The organism is Sphingomonas immobilis (assembly GCF_030580995.1).
Classification (GTDB): domain Bacteria; phylum Pseudomonadota; class Alphaproteobacteria; order Sphingomonadales; family Sphingomonadaceae; genus Sphingomonas; species Sphingomonas immobilis.
This window is the reverse complement of record NZ_JAUQSZ010000013.1, coordinates 103,205-120,001: the sequence shown is the minus strand read 5'-3', so window position 1 is coordinate 120,001 and position 16,797 is coordinate 103,205. Positions and strand designations below refer to the sequence as shown.

Genomic DNA, 16,797 nt, shown 5'->3' with positions numbered 1-16,797 from the left:
TTCCCCGCAAGGGGGAGGATTCACGTGCGCGAAACCGCACGGCCCGTTAAGAGGCGCGGATGCTCCGCCTCACCGAACTGACGCTTCCGCTTCACCATGAGGCCGAGGATTTGCCTGCCGCGATCTGCGAGCGGCTGGGGATCGCGCCGGGCGAGCTGGTGCGTTTCGAGATCGCACGGCGCGGCAACGATGCGCGCAACAAGCGCAATATCAAGCTGGTCTATGCGATCGACGTCGAGCTCGCCGACGAGGCGGGCGTGCTGGTGCGGCTCGCGGACGACCACCGCCTGCGGCCGACGCCCGACACCGAATACCGTTTCGTCGCGCACGCCCCGGAAGGCGGCACGTCGCTGCGCCCGGTCGTGGTCGGCACCGGCCCGTGCGGGCTGTTCGCCGGTCTGATCCTCGCGCAGATGGGGTTCCGGCCGATCATCCTCGATCGCGGCAAGGTGGTGCGCGAGCGGACCAAGGACACCTGGGGACTGTGGCGCAAATCGGTGCTCGACCCCGAGAGCAACGTGCAGTTCGGCGAAGGCGGTGCCGGGACGTTTTCGGACGGCAAGCTCTACAGCCGCATCAAGGATCCGCGCCATCTCGACCGCAAGGTGCTGACCGAATTCGTCAAGGCGGGTGCGCCGCCCGAAATCCTGACCGAGGCGCATCCGCACATCGGCACTTTCCGCCTCGTCACGATGGTGGAGAGCATCCGCGCCACGGTCGAGAGCCTGGGCGGCGAATATCGTTTCTCCACCCGCGTCGACGGGATCGACATCGCGCCCGACCGCAGCGTTCGCGGCCTACACCTGCACGGCGGCGGCTATCTGGAGGCGACGCACGTCGTCCTCGCGGTCGGCCACAGCGCGCGCGACACGTTCGAGATGCTGCATGCGGCGGGCGTGTTCGTCGAGCCCAAGCCCTTCTCGATCGGCGTGCGCATCGAGCATCCGCAATCGTGGATCGACACGGCGCGCTTCGGCGCGGAGGCGGGGAACGATATCCTCGGCGCGGCCGAATATCATATTTCGCATCACTGTTCGAACGGGCGGACGGTCTACAGCTTCTGCATGTGCCCGGGCGGCACCGTCGTCGCCGCGACATCGGAAGAAGGCCGCGTCGCCACCAACGGCATGAGCCAATATTCGCGCAACGAGCGCAACGCGAACTCGGGCTTCGTCGTCGCGATCGACCCGGCGCGCGACTATCCCGGCGATCCGCTGGCGGGCATCGCCTTCCAGCGGCACTGGGAATCGGCGGCGTTCGTCGCGGGCGGATCGAATTACCGTGCGCCGGGGCAGTTGCTGGGGGATTTCATGGCGGGGCGGGCGTCGACCTCGCTCGGCAGCGTCGTGCCCTCCTATCGCCCCGGCGTGACGCCGACCGATCTCGCGCAGTGCCTGCCCGATTTCGCGGTCGAGGCGATGCGCGAGGCGATTCCGGCGTTCGGGCGGCAGATCCCCGGCTACGATCATCCCGACGTGGTGATGACGGGCGTGGAGACGCGCACCTCCTCGCCGGTGCGCTTCACGCGGGGGAAGGATTTCCAGAGCCTCAACACGGCCGGGTTGTTCCCGGCGGGCGAAGGCGCGGGCTATGCCGGCGGCATCCTCTCGGCGGCGGTCGACGGAATCAAGGTGGCGGAAGCGGTGGCGTTGAGTTTGACGCTTTAGCGTCACCCCGGCGCAGGCCGGGGTCGCTAGATTGTTTGGCGAAGGCGGTGCCACAAACGCAACGGCCCCGGCCTCCGCCGGGGCGACGGATGCGTCCAGCAACAAACCAGCAAAAATATTTGCACAACTCCCTTGCACCTATCTGCCGTTGAACTATCTGCCTGTGCAGATAATGCGGAGACAGCAATTGGCGCACCTGACCGTTGAAGATTGCGTGGCGAATCGGGCGCCAGCGCGCCTGATGCGGCGTATCGACAAGGATGCGCGCGCCCTGATCGAGGGGCGGCTGGAGCGTGCCGACGTCGATATCAGCTTCAACCAGTGGATCGCGCTGAAGGTGATTCGCGACGGCGTCGTCGCGACGGCGGGCGATCTTTCGCACGAGCTCAACATCACCACCGGCGCCACCACGCGCATGATCGACACGATGGAGGAGAGCGGCTGGATCGCGCGGACACGCAGCGGAACGGACCGCCGCGTCGTCGGCTTGCGGCTCACCGACGCCGGCCAGGCGACGATCGATGCGGTCGCGCCGATCGTGGTCGGCACCTGGAACGACCTGATCACCGATTTCAGCCGCGCCGAGGTCGATCAGTTCATCGCCTTGCTCACGCGCCTCTACAACGCCGCCGAAGCCCAGCTCGGCAAGGAAACCCGTCATTTGAAGGACGCTGCGGAATGACGCGCAAGCCTTTCGCCATCGTGATCGCCGCCCTGCTCGCGGGCTGCGGAGCCGTGCCCAAGGAGGGGCCGCAGGTCGCGCAGGTACGACCCACGGCCCTTGGCCTGTCCATTGCGACGCCGTCGGTGTCGGCGCGCTGGTGGGACGATTTCGGCGATCCGCAGCTCGGCACGCTGATCGACATGGGTCTGGCCGGCAACCCCAACCTCGAAGGGGCGCTCGCGCGTTTGCGGGCCGCGCAGGCGCAGATCGCCGTCCAGCATGCCGGCCAGTTGCCGCAGGTGACGGCGGACGCCGGGCTTCAGGTCGAGCGCTTCAGCGAAAATTATATCATCCCGCCCCCCTATGGCGGTGCGACCTATTCGGTGCCGTCGCTGGCGGCGAACCTGTCGTGGGATCTCGACCTGTTCGGCCGCCAGCGCGCGCGCGTTGCGCAGGCGCGCGCCTCCGCGCTTGCCGCGCAATATGATGCCGACGCCGCGCGGCTGACGATCTCCACCGCGATCGCGCAGACCTATGCCGGGCTGGTGCAGGCCAACCGCCAGATCGCCATCGCCGACAATTTCGTCTCCACCCGCCAGCAGGCGCTGGGGTATGTCCGCTCGCGCATCAAGCATCAGCTTGCCAGCAACTACGACGCGCGCACCGCCGAGACGCTGTTGGCCGAGGCGCAGCAGGCGAAGGTGCGCGCGGAACGCCAGCGCGACCTGATGATCCACGCGCTCGCGGCGCTGGTCGGGCGCGGTGCCGATTTCTATCCGCAGATCGCGACGCCGACCTTGTCGCTCGATGCCTTGCCCGCCGTGCCAGCCGAGCTTCCGGCAGACCTGCTCGGCCGCCGTCCCGATCTGCTCGCAGGCCAGGCGCGGATCGATGCGGCGGTCTCCGGCCGCGCGGTCGCGAAGGCCGATTTCATGCCCAACGTGAATATCACCGCGCTGGCGAGCCTCGCCTCGCTCGGGCTCGGCTCGTTCTTCACGGCGGGCTCGGTCCAGCCCGCCGCCGGCGCTGCCATCCATCTGCCGATCTTCGAGGGCGGGCGGTTGAAGGCGCAGTATCGCGGCGCGACCGCCGATCTCGACTCCGCCGTCGCCGATTATAACGGCAGCGTGATCGAGGCGGTAAAGGCATCCGCCGACGCCATCACCAGCGTGCGCTCGGTCGATGCCGACCTCGCCGCCCAGCAGCGCGTCGTCCACGGCCTGCGCGAAACGGTACGGCTCGATCAGGTCCGCACCTCGACCGGCCTCGGCTCGAAGCTCGACGCGATCGATTCCGGCTTCCGCCTGCTCGAGGCCGAACAGCAGCTCGCCGACGTACAGGCATCGGCGCTCACCAATCGCATCAAACTCATCGCGGCATTGGGGGGCGGGTTCGACGCCCGCACCGCCGTGGCATCGACTCAAAAGGGATCGGGACTATGACCGACAACAGCACCCGCATCGACCGCGATGCAGCCATTCGCGAAAACGTTGCCGAGGAAGCCGCGCCCATCGGCGCGACCGGCACGCCGTCTGCCGATCCGGTCATCGCCGCCCCGCCGCCGCCCGCCGCCCCCGCCGCAAAGCCGCGCGCACGCCGCATCGGCTTCATGATCCTCGGTGGTGTCGTGCTGCTCGGGCTCATCATCTACGGCCTGATGCAGTGGTTCGCCCCGCCGAGCGAGGAAACCGACGACGCCTATGTCGGCGGCAACGTCGTCGCGGTGACGGCGCGCGACGGCGGCACCGTGCTTGCCATCCATGCCGACAATACCCAGGCAGTGAAGCGCGGCGCGGCGCTGATCGATCTCGATCCCGCCACCACCGACGTCCAGCTCGCCGCCGCTGAGGCAGCACTCGGCCAGGCGGTGCGCGAGGTGCGCTCCAGCACCGCGTCCGTCGACGAAGCCGGCGCGGAAATTGCGCAGGCCCGCGCCGATCTCGCCAAGGCGCAGAACGATCTCTCGCGTCGCCAGGGTGCCGCCAAGGACGGCGCGGTCTCGGGCGAGGAAGTGAGCCATGCCAGCGACGCCGTCGTCACTGCGCGCGCCGCCCTGAACCTTGCGGAGGCGAAGCGCGCCGAGAAGGCGAGCGCGGTCGAGGGTACGGACGTCTATTCCAACCCGCGCGTCCTTGCCGCGATCGCACAGGTCCGCCAGGCCGCCATCAACTCCAGCCACATGCGCATCGTCGCGCCGATGGACGGCGTCGTCGCGCAGCGCACCGTCCAGCTCGGCCAGAAGGTCGCCGCCGGCACGCCGCTGATGGCGGTCGTCCCGCTCGACAGCCTGTGGGTCGACGCGAACTTCCGCGAGACGCAGCTCAAGGATCTGCGCGTCGGCCAGCCCGCGAAGATCGTGGCCGACGTCTATGGCGGCAAGATCACCTTCCACGGCCATGTCCTCGGCCTCGGTGCGGGTTCGGGCAGCGCGTTCTCGCTGCTGCCGGCGCAGAACGCCTCGGGCAACTGGATCAAGATCGTCCAGCGCGTGCCGGTGCGCATCGCGCTCGATCCGAAGGAGTTGCGCGATCACCCGCTGCGCGTCGGCCTGTCGGCGACCGTCGAGGTCGATACCAGCGACACGTCCAAGCCGCTCGTCGCGACCGCCACGCCGCCCGCCGGCGGCGTTCAGCAGAGCCTTGACGGCGGAGTGCAGATCGAAGGACGCATTCGCCAGATCATCAACCAGAATCTCGGACGCGGTCGGTGAGCTCAGCAGCTCCCGCCGCCAGCGGCGCCGGTGCCTCCCCTCCCCCCCGAACGGCACCGGCGCCGCTTCAAGGCGTCAATCTGGGGATCGTCGCCATCGCGCTCGCGCTCGGCACCTTCATGCAGGTGCTCGACGGCACCATCGCCAACGTCTCGCTGCCGACGATCGCGGGCAGCCTCGGCGTCAGCGCCGATCAGGGCACCTGGGTAATCACCAGCTTCGCGGTGGCCAACGGCGTCACCGTGCCGCTGACCGGCTGGCTGATGATGCGCTTCGGCGTGGTGAAGACCTTCGTATTCTCGGTCTTTGCCTTCTCGGTCGCGTCGTTCCTGTGCGGCATCGCATGGGATCTCAACTCGCTGATCTTCTTCCGCATCCTGCAAGGCGGCGTGTCGGGGCCGATGATTCCGGGCAGCCAGGCGCTGCTCATCGCGATCTTCCCGCCGCACAAGCGCGGCACCGCGCTCAGCATCTGGTCGATGACCACGCTGGCAGCGCCGGTGCTCGGGCCGCTGCTCGGCGGCTATATCTCCGACAACTACCACTGGTCGTGGATCTTCCTGATCAACGTGCCCGTCGGCATCGCCTGCGGCGTGATCTCGTGGCGCTACATGGCGAGCCGCGAGACGCCGACGATGAAGCTGCCGATCGATACGTTCGGCCTGATCCTGCTCGCCTTCTGGGTGTTCAGCCTGCAGACGATGCTCGATCTCGGCAAGGATCGCGACTGGTTCAACAATTCGACCATCATCGTGCTGACGGTCTGCGCCGTGGTCGGGTTCATCGCCTGGGTGATCTGGGAACTGACCGAGAAGCATCCGGCGGTCGATCTGTCGCTGTTCAAGAGCCGCAATTTCGCGCTCGGCACGCTCGCGCTGTGCCTCGGCTATGCGTTGCTGTTCGCCAACAACCTGCTGCTGCCGCTCTGGCTGCAGACGCAGATGGGATACACCGCGACCTGGGCAGGGCTGGTGGCAGCGCCGAGCGGGCTCGTCGCGGTCATCATCACGCCCATCATCGGCCGCTTCAAGATCGACGCGCGCATCCTCGCGAGCGTGGCGTTCCTGTCTTACGCCGGATCGTTCTTCATGCGCAGCTGGTACACGCCCGACGCCAGCTTCTTCGTGCTGATGTTCCCGCTGCTGCTGCAGGGCGTGGCGATGGCGACCTTCTTCGTGCCGTTGATCACCATCCTGCTCGACGGCGTATCGCCGCAGAAGCTGCCGAGCGCATCGGGCATCTCCAACTTCGCGCGCATCACGGCGGGATCGTTCGCCGCGTCGCTCATCACCACCTATTGGGACCGGCGCGCGGCGCTCCACCAGGCGCGGCTGACCGAGGTGGGGACGGATTATTCGCCGGTCTATCGCGGTGCGGTCGATCAGCTCCAGCAGCTCGGCGCGAGCCCGTTGCAGGCGACGGGCGCGATCCTGCGGCAGATCACCGGCCAGGCGTATCTACTGTCCTCGCTCGAACTGTTCTGGCTGTGCGGCTGGATCGCGATCGTGCTGCTCGGCGTCGTCTGGCTGACCCGCAAGCCGGCACCGGCCGACCACGGGCCGATGGCGGAATAGCTCAGGCCTGGCGCGCCAGCCGCACGAGCGCCTCGTCCAGCGCCGACAGGAAGCGCGAGCGATCGGTCTTGGAGAAAGGCGGCGGCCCGCCGATACGGTCGCTGGCGGCGCCGGCGCGCAAATCCGCCATGATCGCGCGCACCGCCACCGCGTTGCCGATCGAGGCGGCGGTGAAGGGCTTGCCGTTCGATCCGATCACCACCGCCCCCGCCTTGATGCAGCGATCGGCGAGCAGGATATCGCCGGTGATGACGATGGTGCGCGGGCCCGCGCGCTCGGCGATCCAGTCGTCGGCCGCGTCGAAGGCATCGCCGACGACGGTGCGCGCGATCAGCGGGTGCTGGGGGATGCGGATCGGGCTGTTGCTGACGATGGTGACGCGCACCTCGCGCCGCATCGCCACGCGGTAGATCTCATCCTTCACCGGGCATGCATCGGCATCGACGAGGATGTGGAGCGGCTCGCTCACCAACGCCAGCGCCCGTCAGAGCCCGGTATAGCCGCGATACCAATCCACCCAACGCGGTATCCCCTCGGCGATCGAGATCGACGGCGTGAAGCCGAGATCGTTCTGGATCGCGGTGATGTCGGCATAGGTCGCCGGCACGTCGCCGGGCTGCATCGGCTGGTAATCGCGCACCGCCTCGCGGCCGCACGCGCGCTCGATCGTCTCGATCAGCGTTTCCAGCGCCTCGGCGCGGTTGTTGCCGATATTGTAGAGCCGGTGCGGCGAGTGGCTGCCGCCCGCTTTCTCCGCGCCATCGTCTGGCGGCGGATTGTCGGTCGCCGCGATCACGCCCGCGACGATATCGTCGATATAGGTGAAGTCGCGCTGCATCTGGCCACCGTTGAACACCTTGATCGGCTGCCCGCGCAGGACCGCATCGGTGAACATCCACGCCGCCATGTCGGGCCGCCCCCACGGCCCGTAGACCGTGAAGAAGCGCAGCCCCGTCTGCGGGATGCGGAAGAGGTGCGCGTAAGTCTCGCTCATCAACTCGTCGGCGCGCTTGGTCGCGGCATAGAGCGAGATCGGCCAATCGACCCGGTCTTCGACGCGGAACGGCAGCGACTTGGTCGCGCCGTAGACCGAGGAGGAGGAGGCGTAGACGAGATGCGCGACGCCGCGCGCGCGCGCCAGCTCGAGGATGTTGACGTGTCCCGCCAAGTTCGAGCGCACATAGGCACCGGGGTTTTCCAGCGAGTAGCGCACCCCCGCCTGCGCGCCGAGATGCACGATCCGGTCGATCTCCACCCCCGCCAACGCCGCGTCGAGTGCGGCCTGATCGGCGAAATCGCATTCGTGGAAGGTGAAGCGTTCCCCCCCGGTGCCGGCGCGGATATCGGCGATCCGGTCGCGCTTGAGCTGGACGGGGTAATAGGGATCGAGATTGTCGATGCCGATCACCGTGTCACCGCGCCTCAGCAGCGCCCTTGCGACATGGCTGCCGATGAACCCGGCAACGCCCGTGACGATTATGGTCATGCAGCTCCCCTTAACCCCGCCGATCGTGCTACCCGGCGGCGGGAAGGGTGACAAGCACGAGGCCCCTCAGCGGCCGATGCTGGTATAGTCGAAGCCCGCCGCCTTGGCCTCGTCGGGCTTGTAGATGTTGCGCAGATCGACCAGCACCGGCGCGTTCATCAGCCCCTTGACGCGGTCGAGATCGAGCGCGCGGAACGCATCCCATTCGGTCACGATCGCCAGAGCATCGGTGCCCGCGACCGCCTCGTACGGGCCTTTGCAATATTCCACATTGTCGAGCACGGCCTTGGCCGCCTCCATGCCCTCTGGGTCGTACGCCTTCACCGTCGCACCGGCATCCTGCAGCGTCTGGATGACGGCGATCGCGGGCGAATCGCGCATGTCGTCGGTGTTGGGCTTGAAGGTGAGGCCGAGCACCGCGACCGTCTTGCCGCGCGCCTCACCACCCAGCGCGGTGATGATCTTGCGACCCATCGCGCGCTTGCGGCTGTCGTTGACCGCCACCACCGTCTCGACGATGCGCTGCACCGCGTCGTAATCGTGGCTGGTCTTGAGCAACGCCAGCGTGTCCTTGGGGAAGCACGAGCCGCCATAGCCCGGACCCGCGTGCAGGAACTTGGAGCCGATGCGATTGTCGAGGCCGATGCCGCGCGCGACGTCCTGCACGTTCGCACCGACCTTCTCGCACAGGTCCGCGATCTCGTTGATGAAGGTGATCTTGGTCGCGAGGAAGGCGTTGCCGGCGTATTTGATCAGCTCGGCGGTGCGGCGCGACGTAACCATCACCGGCGCCTTGTTGAGCGACAGCGGGCGGTAGATGCGCTCCATCACGTCGGTCGCGCGCGGGTCGTCGGAGCCGACGACGATGCGGTCGGGCCGCTTGAAATCCTCGATCGCGGCGCCTTCGCGCAGGAATTCGGGGTTGGAGACGACGCCGAACTCGCCGTCCGGGTTGACCTCGCGGATGATGCGCTCGACCTCGTCGCCGGTGCCGACGGGCACGGTCGATTTGGTGACGACGACGGTATAGCCCTTCATCGACTCGCCGATCTGCTTGGCGGCGGCGTGGACGTAGCTGAGATCGGCATGGCCGTCGCCGCGCCGCGAAGGCGTGCCGACCGCGATGAACACGGCGTCCGCATCCGCCACGCCCGCCGCAAGATCGGTGGTGAACGACAGGCGCGACGCCTTCACGTTGCGGTCGACCAGCTCGGCGAGGCCGGGCTCGTAGATCGGCATCTTGTTGGCGTTGAGCGCGTCGATCTTGCGCTGGTCGATATCGACGCAGATCACGTCATGCCCGAAATCCGCGAAGCACGCTCCCGACACGAGACCGACATAGCCCGACCCGATCATCGTAACCCGCATCGATTCTTCCTTTGTGCAGTGCAACCAAACGGCCCGATGAGCCCCTAAAGAGCGGCGCGTCGATAGACAAGCGGCGATGCTCCGGCGAGGGCGAATGTGACCGTCAGGCGCGGTTTTCCAGATACCAATCGTACGTGCGTGCGATTCCCTCGCCGAGGGGGATCGCCGGCTCCCAACCCAGACCTTGCAGCACGTCCGCGCTCATCAGCTTGCGCGGCGTCCCGTCGGGCTTGGTCTCGTCGCGGACGATGTCGCCTGTAAAGCCGACCGCGGCGGCGACCATCCCCGTCAGCTCCAGAATCGACACGTCGCTGCCCGATCCGACATTGACGTGCGCATCGCCCGAATAGTGCTGCATCAGGAAAATGCAGGCATCGGCGAGATCATCGACATGCAGGAACTCGCGGCGCGGCGTGCCCGTACCCCAGATTTCGATCGACGGCGCCCCCGCCAGCTTCGCCTCATGCGCCTTGCGGATCAGCGCGGGCAGGACATGGCTCGATTGCAGGTCGAAATTGTCGCCGGGGCCGTAGAGATTGGTCGGCATCGCCGAGATGAAGTCGCGCCCGTGCTGGCGGCGGTACGCTTGCGCGAGCTTGATCCCCGCGATCTTGGCAATCGCATACCATTCGTTGGTCGGCTCCAGCGGGCCGGTGAGCAGCGCGTCCTCGGTGATCGGCTGGGGCGCGAACTTCGGGTAGATGCACGAGGAGCCGAGGAACAGCAGCTTGGCGACGCCCTCTCGGTGCGCCGCCTCGATCACGTTCGCCTCGATCATGAGGTTGTCGTAGAGAAAGTCCGCCGGGAAGCTGTCGTTGGCGAGGATGCCGCCGACCTTCGCCGCTGCGAGGAACACCGCGTCGGGGCTTTCGGCCGAGAAGAAATCGCGCACACCGCGCTGGTCCATCAGGTTCAGTTCGGAACGCGGTGCGGTGATGACGTCGCAATCCTCACGCGCCAGCCGCCGCACGATCGCCGAGCCGACCATGCCGCGATGCCCCGCCACGAACACGCGCTTTCCGGCGAGGGAAAAGGCCTCAGGCATCCTGATCGATCGGCGCGTTCTTCATCGCCTCCAGATCGTGAAGCGCCATCTCACGCGCAAGCTCGCGCGCCGAAGTCTCATGCACCCAGCCGAGCTTTTCCTTCGCTTTGGTGGGGTCGCCGATCAGCAGATCGACCTCGGTCGGGCGGAAATAGCGCGGGTCGACCTCGACCAGGCATTTGCCCGTCTCGGTGCAGAAACCGCGCTCGTCCTTGCCCTCGCCTTCCCAGCGCAAGGTGATGCCGACATCGGCGAACGCCCATTCGACGAAGGTGCGCACCTGCGTCGTGGCCCCTGTCGCCAGCACGTAGTCGTCGGGCTCGTCCTGCTGCAGCATCAGCCACATGCCGCGCACATATTCGCGCGCATGGCCCCAGTCGCGCTTGGCGTCGAGATTGCCGAGCCACAGCTTCTCCTGCCGCCCGAGCCTGATCGCCGCCGCCGCGCGCGTGATCTTGCGCGTGACGAAGGTCTCGCCGCGCAACGGGCTCTCGTGATTGAACAGAATGCCGTTCGAGGCATGCATCCCGTACGCCTCGCGGTAGTTCACGACGATCCAATAGGCGTAGAGCTTGGCGACGGCATAGGGCGAGCGCGGGTAGAAGGGCGTCGTCTCGCGCTGCGGCACCTCCTGCACCAGCCCGTACAGCTCGGAGGTCGACGCCTGATAGAAGCGCGTCTTTTTCTCCATGCCGAGGATGCGGATCGCCTCCAGCAGGCGCAGCGTGCCGATGCCGTCGGCATTGGCGGTATATTCGGGCGTCTCGAAGCTGACCATCACATGGCTCTGCGCGGCGAGATTGTAGATCTCGTCGGGCTGGGTTTCCTGGATGATGCGGATCAGGTTGGTCGAATCGGTCAGGTCGCCATAGTGCAGGTGGAAGCGCGCGCCGGCATCGTGCGGATCCCTGTAGATGCTCTCGATCCGGCCGGTGTTGAACGAGGACGAGCGCCGCTTCACGCCGTGGACGATATAGCCCTTGTCGAGCAGCAACTGCGCCAGATAGGCGCCGTCCTGCCCGGTGACACCCGTGATCAGCGCGACCTTTTCGCTCATGTTTTCCCGCAAGCCCCTCTGATACCAGCCTCCCTTTGACGGCGGGGGGCGGTGATTTCCAGCGCTATCTCCCGGTGCGGCACGCCTCTCGCGCCGCCGCCCCGCTTGAATCGCACGGGGATCGGGCGCAAAAGGCGCGCCGGGTCCGGGCTTGCGCCCGGTGCCCATGGGGGTCGTTTCCATCGTTTCGATAGCATCCTTGCTTTCGCGCCTGCGCACCACCGAACCGCCCGTCGCGGTGGATGCGGAGGAGGCGTGGCCGACGCCGGCCGCACCGCAAGACATGCGGATCTACGCGATCGGCGACGTGCATGGCCGCCGCGATCTGCTCGACATGATGCTCAGCCAGATCGTCGCGGACCTGCAGACGCGCCCGGCGGAGCGCTTCACGCTGGTCTTCCTCGGCGACCTGATCGATCGCGGCCCCGATTCCGCCGGCGTGGTCGAGCGTATCCTGCGATTGCAGGCGGAGCGCGTGCCGCTGCGCATCATCCAGGGCAATCACGAGCAGATCCTGCTCGAGATGCTCGACGGCGACACCGATGCGCGCGATATGTTCGGCCATATCGGCGGGTATGAAACCATGACCAGTTACGGCCTGACCGACCACGAGATGCGCAGCCGCTCCGCCGACGAGAACGTGTCGCGCCTGCGCGAACTGATCCCGGAAACGCACCTCGCCCTTTTCCGCGCGGGCGAGGAGTCGGTACAGCTCGGGGATTACCTGTTCGTCCACGCCGGCGTACAGCCCGGCGTCGCGCTGGACGCGCAGAGCGCGCGCGATCTGCGCTGGATCCGCGCGCCGTTTCTCAACAGCGATCGCTATCATGGCAGCGTGATCGTCCACGGTCACAGCGTATCGAAAGCACCCGTAGATCGCGCCAACCGCATCGGCGTGGATACCGGTGCCTTCGCGACCGGCGTGCTGAGCGCGGTCGTGCTGGAAGGCGAGACGCGCCGCTTCCTCGAAGCGCGCGGGGTCGCCCGCGCCCGCACCGAAGAAGCCGCCTGAATCCAGACCGTTCCCCGACCCGCCATTGTCACGACCACGGTGCATTGGCTACGGCATTGATACATCTCTCGGGGGCCTCATGATCCGCACTGTCGAAACCACGCCCTTCGCCGACCAGAAGCCGGGCACATCCGGCCTGCGCAAGAAGGTGCGGCACTTCCAGCAGCCGAACTACATCCAGAATTTCGTGCAGGCGACGTTTGACAGCCTCGGCGCGCATGATGGCGCGACGCTCGTGCTCGGCGGCGACGGGCGCTATTACAATCGCGAGGTGATCCAGATCGTGCTGCGCATGGCGGCGGCAAACGGCTTCGGCCGCGTGCTGGTCGGCCAGGGCGGCATCCTCTCCACTCCGGCGGCGAGCAACGTCATCCGCCAGTACGGCGCGTTCGGCGGGCTGATCCTGTCGGCCAGCCACAATCCCGGCGGGCCCGACGAGGATTTCGGGATCAAATACAATATCGGCAATGGCGGCCCCGCGCCCGAGGCGATTACCGAGGCGATCTACGCCCGCTCGCAGGTCATCGATCGCTATCTGACGGTCGATGCCGACGACATCGACCTCGATACGGTCGAAGAGACGGTGATCGGCGGCATGACCGTGCAGGTGATCGACCCCGTCGCCGACTACGCCGCGCTGATGGAACGCCTCTTCGATTTCGACGCAATCCGCGCGCTGATCGCCTCGGGCTTCCGGCTATCGTTCGACGCTATGAGTGCGGTGACGGGACCGTATGCGACCGAAATCCTCGGCCGTCGCCTCGGCGCGGGCGAGGGCGCGATCCTGAACGGCGTGCCGCTGCCCGATTTCGGCGGCCATCATCCCGATCCCAACCTCGTCCACGCCAAGGCGCTGTACGACGCGCTGATGGCCCCCGATGCGCCCGATTTCGGCGCGGCGTCGGACGGCGACGGCGACCGCAACCTCATCATCGGGCGCGGCATCTTCATCACGCCGTCGGATTCGCTGGCGATGCTGGCGGCCAACGCGCATCTCGCGCCGGGCTACGCGGGCGGGCTCAAGGGCATCGCGCGCTCGATGCCGACGAGCGGTGCCGCCGACCGCGTGGCGGAAGCGCTCGGCATCGCGCTGTACGAGACGCCGACCGGCTGGAAATTCTTCGGCACGTTGCTCGACGCGGGCCTAGCGACGATCTGCGGCGAGGAGAGTGCGGGCACCGGCTCCGACCATGTCCGCGAGAAGGACGGGCTGTGGGCGGTGCTGCTCTGGCTCAACATCCTCGCCGTCCGCCGCCAGAGCGTCGCCGACATCGCGACCGAGCATTGGGCGAAGTACGGCCGCAACTATTACGCCCGCCACGACTACGAGGGCGTGGACAGCGCCGCTGCCGACGCGCTGATGGCGGCGCTGCGGGGCAAGCTCACGGAGCTTCCCGGCAGCACGGTCAACGGCCTAAAGATCGTGTCGGCGGACGATTTCGCCTACATCGATCCGGTCGACGGCTCGACCTCGCAGAAGCAGGGCATCCGCATCGGCTTCGACGGCGGCTCGCGCATCGTCTATCGCCTGTCGGGCACCGGCACGTCGGGCGCGACGTTGCGCGTCTATCTCGAACGCTACGAACCCGCGACCGGCGATCTAACGCAGGACACGCCCGTCGCCCTCGCCGACCTGATCGCCGCCGCCGCGCAGATCGCCGGGATCGCCGCACACACCGGCCGCAACGCGCCCGACGTCGTCACCTGACCCGCGAAGGAGCGGCATGAAAACCATCTACGACTGGATCACGGTCGCCATATTCTGCGCGATCATCACGCTGTTTCTCAGCCGCTCGGTCGCCGAGACCAAGGTGCCGGGCGATTTTCTGATCCACTATCTCGTCGCCTCGGTCGGGTGCGCGGTGGCGAACTATCTCGGCAACGAAGGCTATCATTTCGCCGCGGCCGCGATGATCGCGGCGTCGGTCGGCTACGTCTTTTATTTCCTGCGGCCGCTCGCCCGCTAACGGACGAGCGGCCGAGCGGCCTATTCCATCTCCAGGATCACGGCGTCCACCGCCAGGCTCTCGCCGGGCTTGGCTTCGACCGATTTCACCACCCCGGTCTTTTCGGCGCGCAGGATGTTCTCCATCTTCATCGCCTCGACGACGGCGAGCGGCTGGCCCGCCTCCACCTTGTCGCCCGCGTTGACATAGAGCTTCTGCAGCAGGCCCGGCATCGGGCAGAGCAGGAACTTCGACAGATCGGGCGGCACCTTCACCAGCAGGTGCTTGGCATAGGGCGCGACATGCGCGGGCAGCACCCGCGCCTTGTGGATCGCGCCGCGCGCGTTGAGGCGGAAGCCGGTGCGGGTGCGCGCGATCTTGACGATCAGCGGCGTGCCGTCGACCTCGGCCTCGATCACGCGGTCGCCCGGCGTATATTCCATCGCGATATCGAGATCCGCGCCGTCGACGGCGATCGCTTCCTCGGACACCGAGACGGCGTGATCCTTGTCGCCGATCCGCACCACCCACTCGGACGGCGGATCGAGCCGGTCGCCGAGCTGGCCGTCGGTGCGCCGCGCGCGGTCGGCCTCCGCCGTCGCCGCGAACGCCGCCACCGCCGCCAGTTCCTTGAGCAGATCCGCCGATGCCGGCGCACCGACGAAGCCTTCGGGATATTCCTCGGCGATGAAGCCCGTCGTGATGTTGCCCGAGCGGAAGCGCTTGTGCTGCATCAGCGCCGACAGGAAATCGATGTTGTTGCCGGGGCCCGAAATCTCGAACCGGTCGAGCGCGGCGATCTGCAGGTCGATCGCCTCCTCGCGCGTGTCGGCATGGGTGATCAGCTTGGCGATCATCGGATCGTAGAACATGCTGACCTCGCCGCCCTCCTTCACGCCGTCATCGACGCGGATGTACGGCGCGCCCTTGCCGACGGGGCCGTATTCGGGGCGCTGATCCTCGGGCGGATCGTAATGCACGAGACGGCCGATCGACGGCAGGAAGCCGCGATAGGGATCTTCGGCATAGACGCGGTTCTCGATCGCCCAGCCGGTCAGCGTCACGTCCTTCTGCTGGAACGGCAGCTTCTCGCCATACGCCACGCGGATCATCAGCTCGACCAGATCGAGGCCCGTGATCGCCTCGGTGACGGGATGCTCGACCTGCAGGCGGGTGTTCATCTCGAGGAAGTAGAATCCCTGCCCCGTCGTGTCCGCGCCCGACACGATCAGCTCGACCGTGCCCGCCGAATGATAGCCCACCGCCTGCGCCAGCGCGACCGCCTGCTCGCCCATCGCCTTGCGCATCTTCGGCGTGACGAAGGGCGACGGCGCCTCTTCCACGACCTTCTGGTGGCGGCGCTGGATCGAACATTCGCGCTCGCCGAGGTAGACGACGTTGCCGTGCTTGTCGCCCATCACCTGGATTTCGATGTGGCGCGGGCTCTCGATGAACTTCTCGATGAAGACGCGGTCGTCGCCGAACGACGCGAGGCCCTCGCGCTTGGTCGCCTCGAAGCCTTCGCGCACGTCCTTCTCGCTGTACGCGAGGCGCATGCCCTTGCCGCCGCCGCCGGCCGAGGCCTTCATCATCACCGGATAGCCGATGTCGCCGGCGATCTTCACCGCCTCGTCGGTGTCGGCGATCTCGCCGAGGAAGCCCGGCACGACGTTGACGCCCGCCGCCTTGGCGAGCTTCTTCGATTCGATCTTGTCGCCCATCGCGGCGATGGCGTTGGGCGGCGGGCCGACGAAGGCGATCCCGGCCTCGGCGCACGCCTTGGCGAAGCTCTCACGCTCCGACAGGAAGCCGTAGCCGGGATGGATGCAATCCGCCCCCGTCTCCTTGGCGGCGAGCAGGATGAGATCGGCGAGCAGATAGCTCTCCGCAGCGGGCGGCGGCCCGAGCCGGACGGCCTCGTCGGCCATCAGGACGTGCGGCGAACGCGCATCGGCGTCCGAATAGACCGCGACGGTCGCGATCCCCATCTTCTTGGCAGTCCGCATGACACGGCAAGCAATTTCGCCGCGATTGGCGACCAGGATTTTCTTGAACATGACGGCCCCTAGATGATGCGTTCGCGCACCGCGCGAACCTGCTGCTGGCCGTCACCCTGAACGTGTTTCAGGGTCCATCGTGCCAGGGGCACGGACGGCGCTGGTTGAGAGATGGATGCTGAAACAAGTTCAGCATGACGGCGGAAAATATGCGGAACGGCGGCCCCAAACGCATCGTCACCCCGGACGTGTTCGGGGGTCCAACGCGCCG

Annotated in this window: 14 protein-coding genes; 8 read left to right on the top strand and 6 right to left on the bottom strand. The window is 67.1% G+C overall.

Annotation, left to right across the window (positions count from 1 at the left end):
• The first annotated feature begins 59 nt into the window (after positions 1–59).
• From Q5H94_RS17480 to Q5H94_RS17460, 5 genes are all read left to right on the top strand, one after another.
• On the top strand, positions 60–1,667 hold the full coding sequence (locus Q5H94_RS17480) for an NAD(P)/FAD-dependent oxidoreductase (protein ID WP_304562587.1): 1,608 nt from the start codon (positions 60–62) through the stop codon (positions 1,665–1,667).
• Positions 1,668–1,908: 241 nt separating this feature from the next.
• Positions 1,909–2,349, top strand: a complete 441-nt coding sequence (locus Q5H94_RS17475; RefSeq protein ID WP_304562586.1) for a MarR family winged helix-turn-helix transcriptional regulator — start codon at positions 1,909–1,911, stop codon at positions 2,347–2,349.
• The gene (locus Q5H94_RS17470) at positions 2,346–3,773 is read left to right on the top strand and encodes an efflux transporter outer membrane subunit (protein ID WP_304562585.1); all 1,428 of its coding nucleotides are present in this window, start codon (positions 2,346–2,348) and stop codon (positions 3,771–3,773) included. The genes Q5H94_RS17475 and Q5H94_RS17470 overlap by 4 nt, the downstream gene beginning before the upstream one ends.
• The gene (locus Q5H94_RS17465) at positions 3,770–5,041 is read left to right on the top strand and encodes an HlyD family secretion protein (RefSeq protein ID WP_431312190.1); all 1,272 of its coding nucleotides are present in this window, start codon (positions 3,770–3,772) and stop codon (positions 5,039–5,041) included. The genes Q5H94_RS17470 and Q5H94_RS17465 overlap by 4 nt, the downstream gene beginning before the upstream one ends.
• Complete coding sequence (locus Q5H94_RS17460) at positions 5,038–6,615, top strand: DHA2 family efflux MFS transporter permease subunit (protein WP_431312189.1); 1,578 nt, start codon at positions 5,038–5,040, stop codon at positions 6,613–6,615. The genes Q5H94_RS17465 and Q5H94_RS17460 overlap by 4 nt, the downstream gene beginning before the upstream one ends.
• Before the next feature lies 1 nt (position 6,616).
• Here Q5H94_RS17460 and Q5H94_RS17455 read toward each other — a convergent pair whose 3' ends face one another.
• The 5 genes from Q5H94_RS17455 to gmd form a co-directional block, all read right to left on the bottom strand.
• Complete coding sequence (locus Q5H94_RS17455) at positions 6,617–7,084, bottom strand: YaiI/YqxD family protein (RefSeq protein ID WP_304562584.1); 468 nt, start codon at positions 7,082–7,084, stop codon at positions 6,617–6,619.
• Positions 7,085–7,099: 15 nt separating this feature from the next.
• On the bottom strand, positions 7,100–8,101 hold the full coding sequence (locus Q5H94_RS17450) for a GDP-mannose 4,6-dehydratase (protein ID WP_304562583.1): 1,002 nt from the start codon (positions 8,099–8,101) through the stop codon (positions 7,100–7,102).
• A gap of 66 nt (positions 8,102–8,167) precedes the next feature.
• The gene (locus Q5H94_RS17445) at positions 8,168–9,469 is read right to left on the bottom strand and encodes a UDP-glucose dehydrogenase family protein (RefSeq protein ID WP_304562582.1); all 1,302 of its coding nucleotides are present in this window, start codon (positions 9,467–9,469) and stop codon (positions 8,168–8,170) included.
• A gap of 103 nt (positions 9,470–9,572) precedes the next feature.
• On the bottom strand, positions 9,573–10,514 hold the full coding sequence (gene fcl, locus Q5H94_RS17440; RefSeq protein ID WP_304562581.1) for a GDP-L-fucose synthase: 942 nt from the start codon (positions 10,512–10,514) through the stop codon (positions 9,573–9,575).
• Entirely contained in the window at positions 10,507–11,571 is a 1,065-nt protein-coding gene (gmd, locus tag Q5H94_RS17435) for a GDP-mannose 4,6-dehydratase (RefSeq protein ID WP_304562580.1), read from the bottom strand. The genes fcl and gmd overlap by 8 nt, the downstream gene beginning before the upstream one ends.
• 199 nt (positions 11,572–11,770) lie before the next feature.
• Between gmd and Q5H94_RS17430 the strand changes: the two genes are divergently transcribed.
• From Q5H94_RS17430 to Q5H94_RS17420, 3 genes are all read left to right on the top strand, one after another.
• A complete protein-coding gene (locus tag Q5H94_RS17430; protein WP_304562579.1) occupies positions 11,771–12,583 on the top strand; it encodes a metallophosphoesterase in 813 nt (270 codons plus the stop codon).
• A gap of 79 nt (positions 12,584–12,662) precedes the next feature.
• Positions 12,663–14,291 (top strand): alpha-D-glucose phosphate-specific phosphoglucomutase, encoded by a 1,629-nt coding sequence (locus Q5H94_RS17425; RefSeq protein ID WP_304562578.1) that lies wholly within the window; start codon positions 12,663–12,665, stop codon positions 14,289–14,291.
• Positions 14,292–14,307: 16 nt separating this feature from the next.
• A complete protein-coding gene (locus tag Q5H94_RS17420; RefSeq protein ID WP_304562577.1) occupies positions 14,308–14,550 on the top strand; it encodes an XrtV sorting system accessory protein in 243 nt (80 codons plus the stop codon).
• Between the two features lie 20 nt (positions 14,551–14,570).
• Here Q5H94_RS17420 and Q5H94_RS17415 read toward each other — a convergent pair whose 3' ends face one another.
• A complete protein-coding gene (locus Q5H94_RS17415) occupies positions 14,571–16,586 on the bottom strand; it encodes an acetyl-CoA carboxylase biotin carboxylase subunit (RefSeq protein ID WP_304562576.1) in 2,016 nt (671 codons plus the stop codon).
• Between the last annotated feature and the right edge of the window lie 211 nt (positions 16,587–16,797).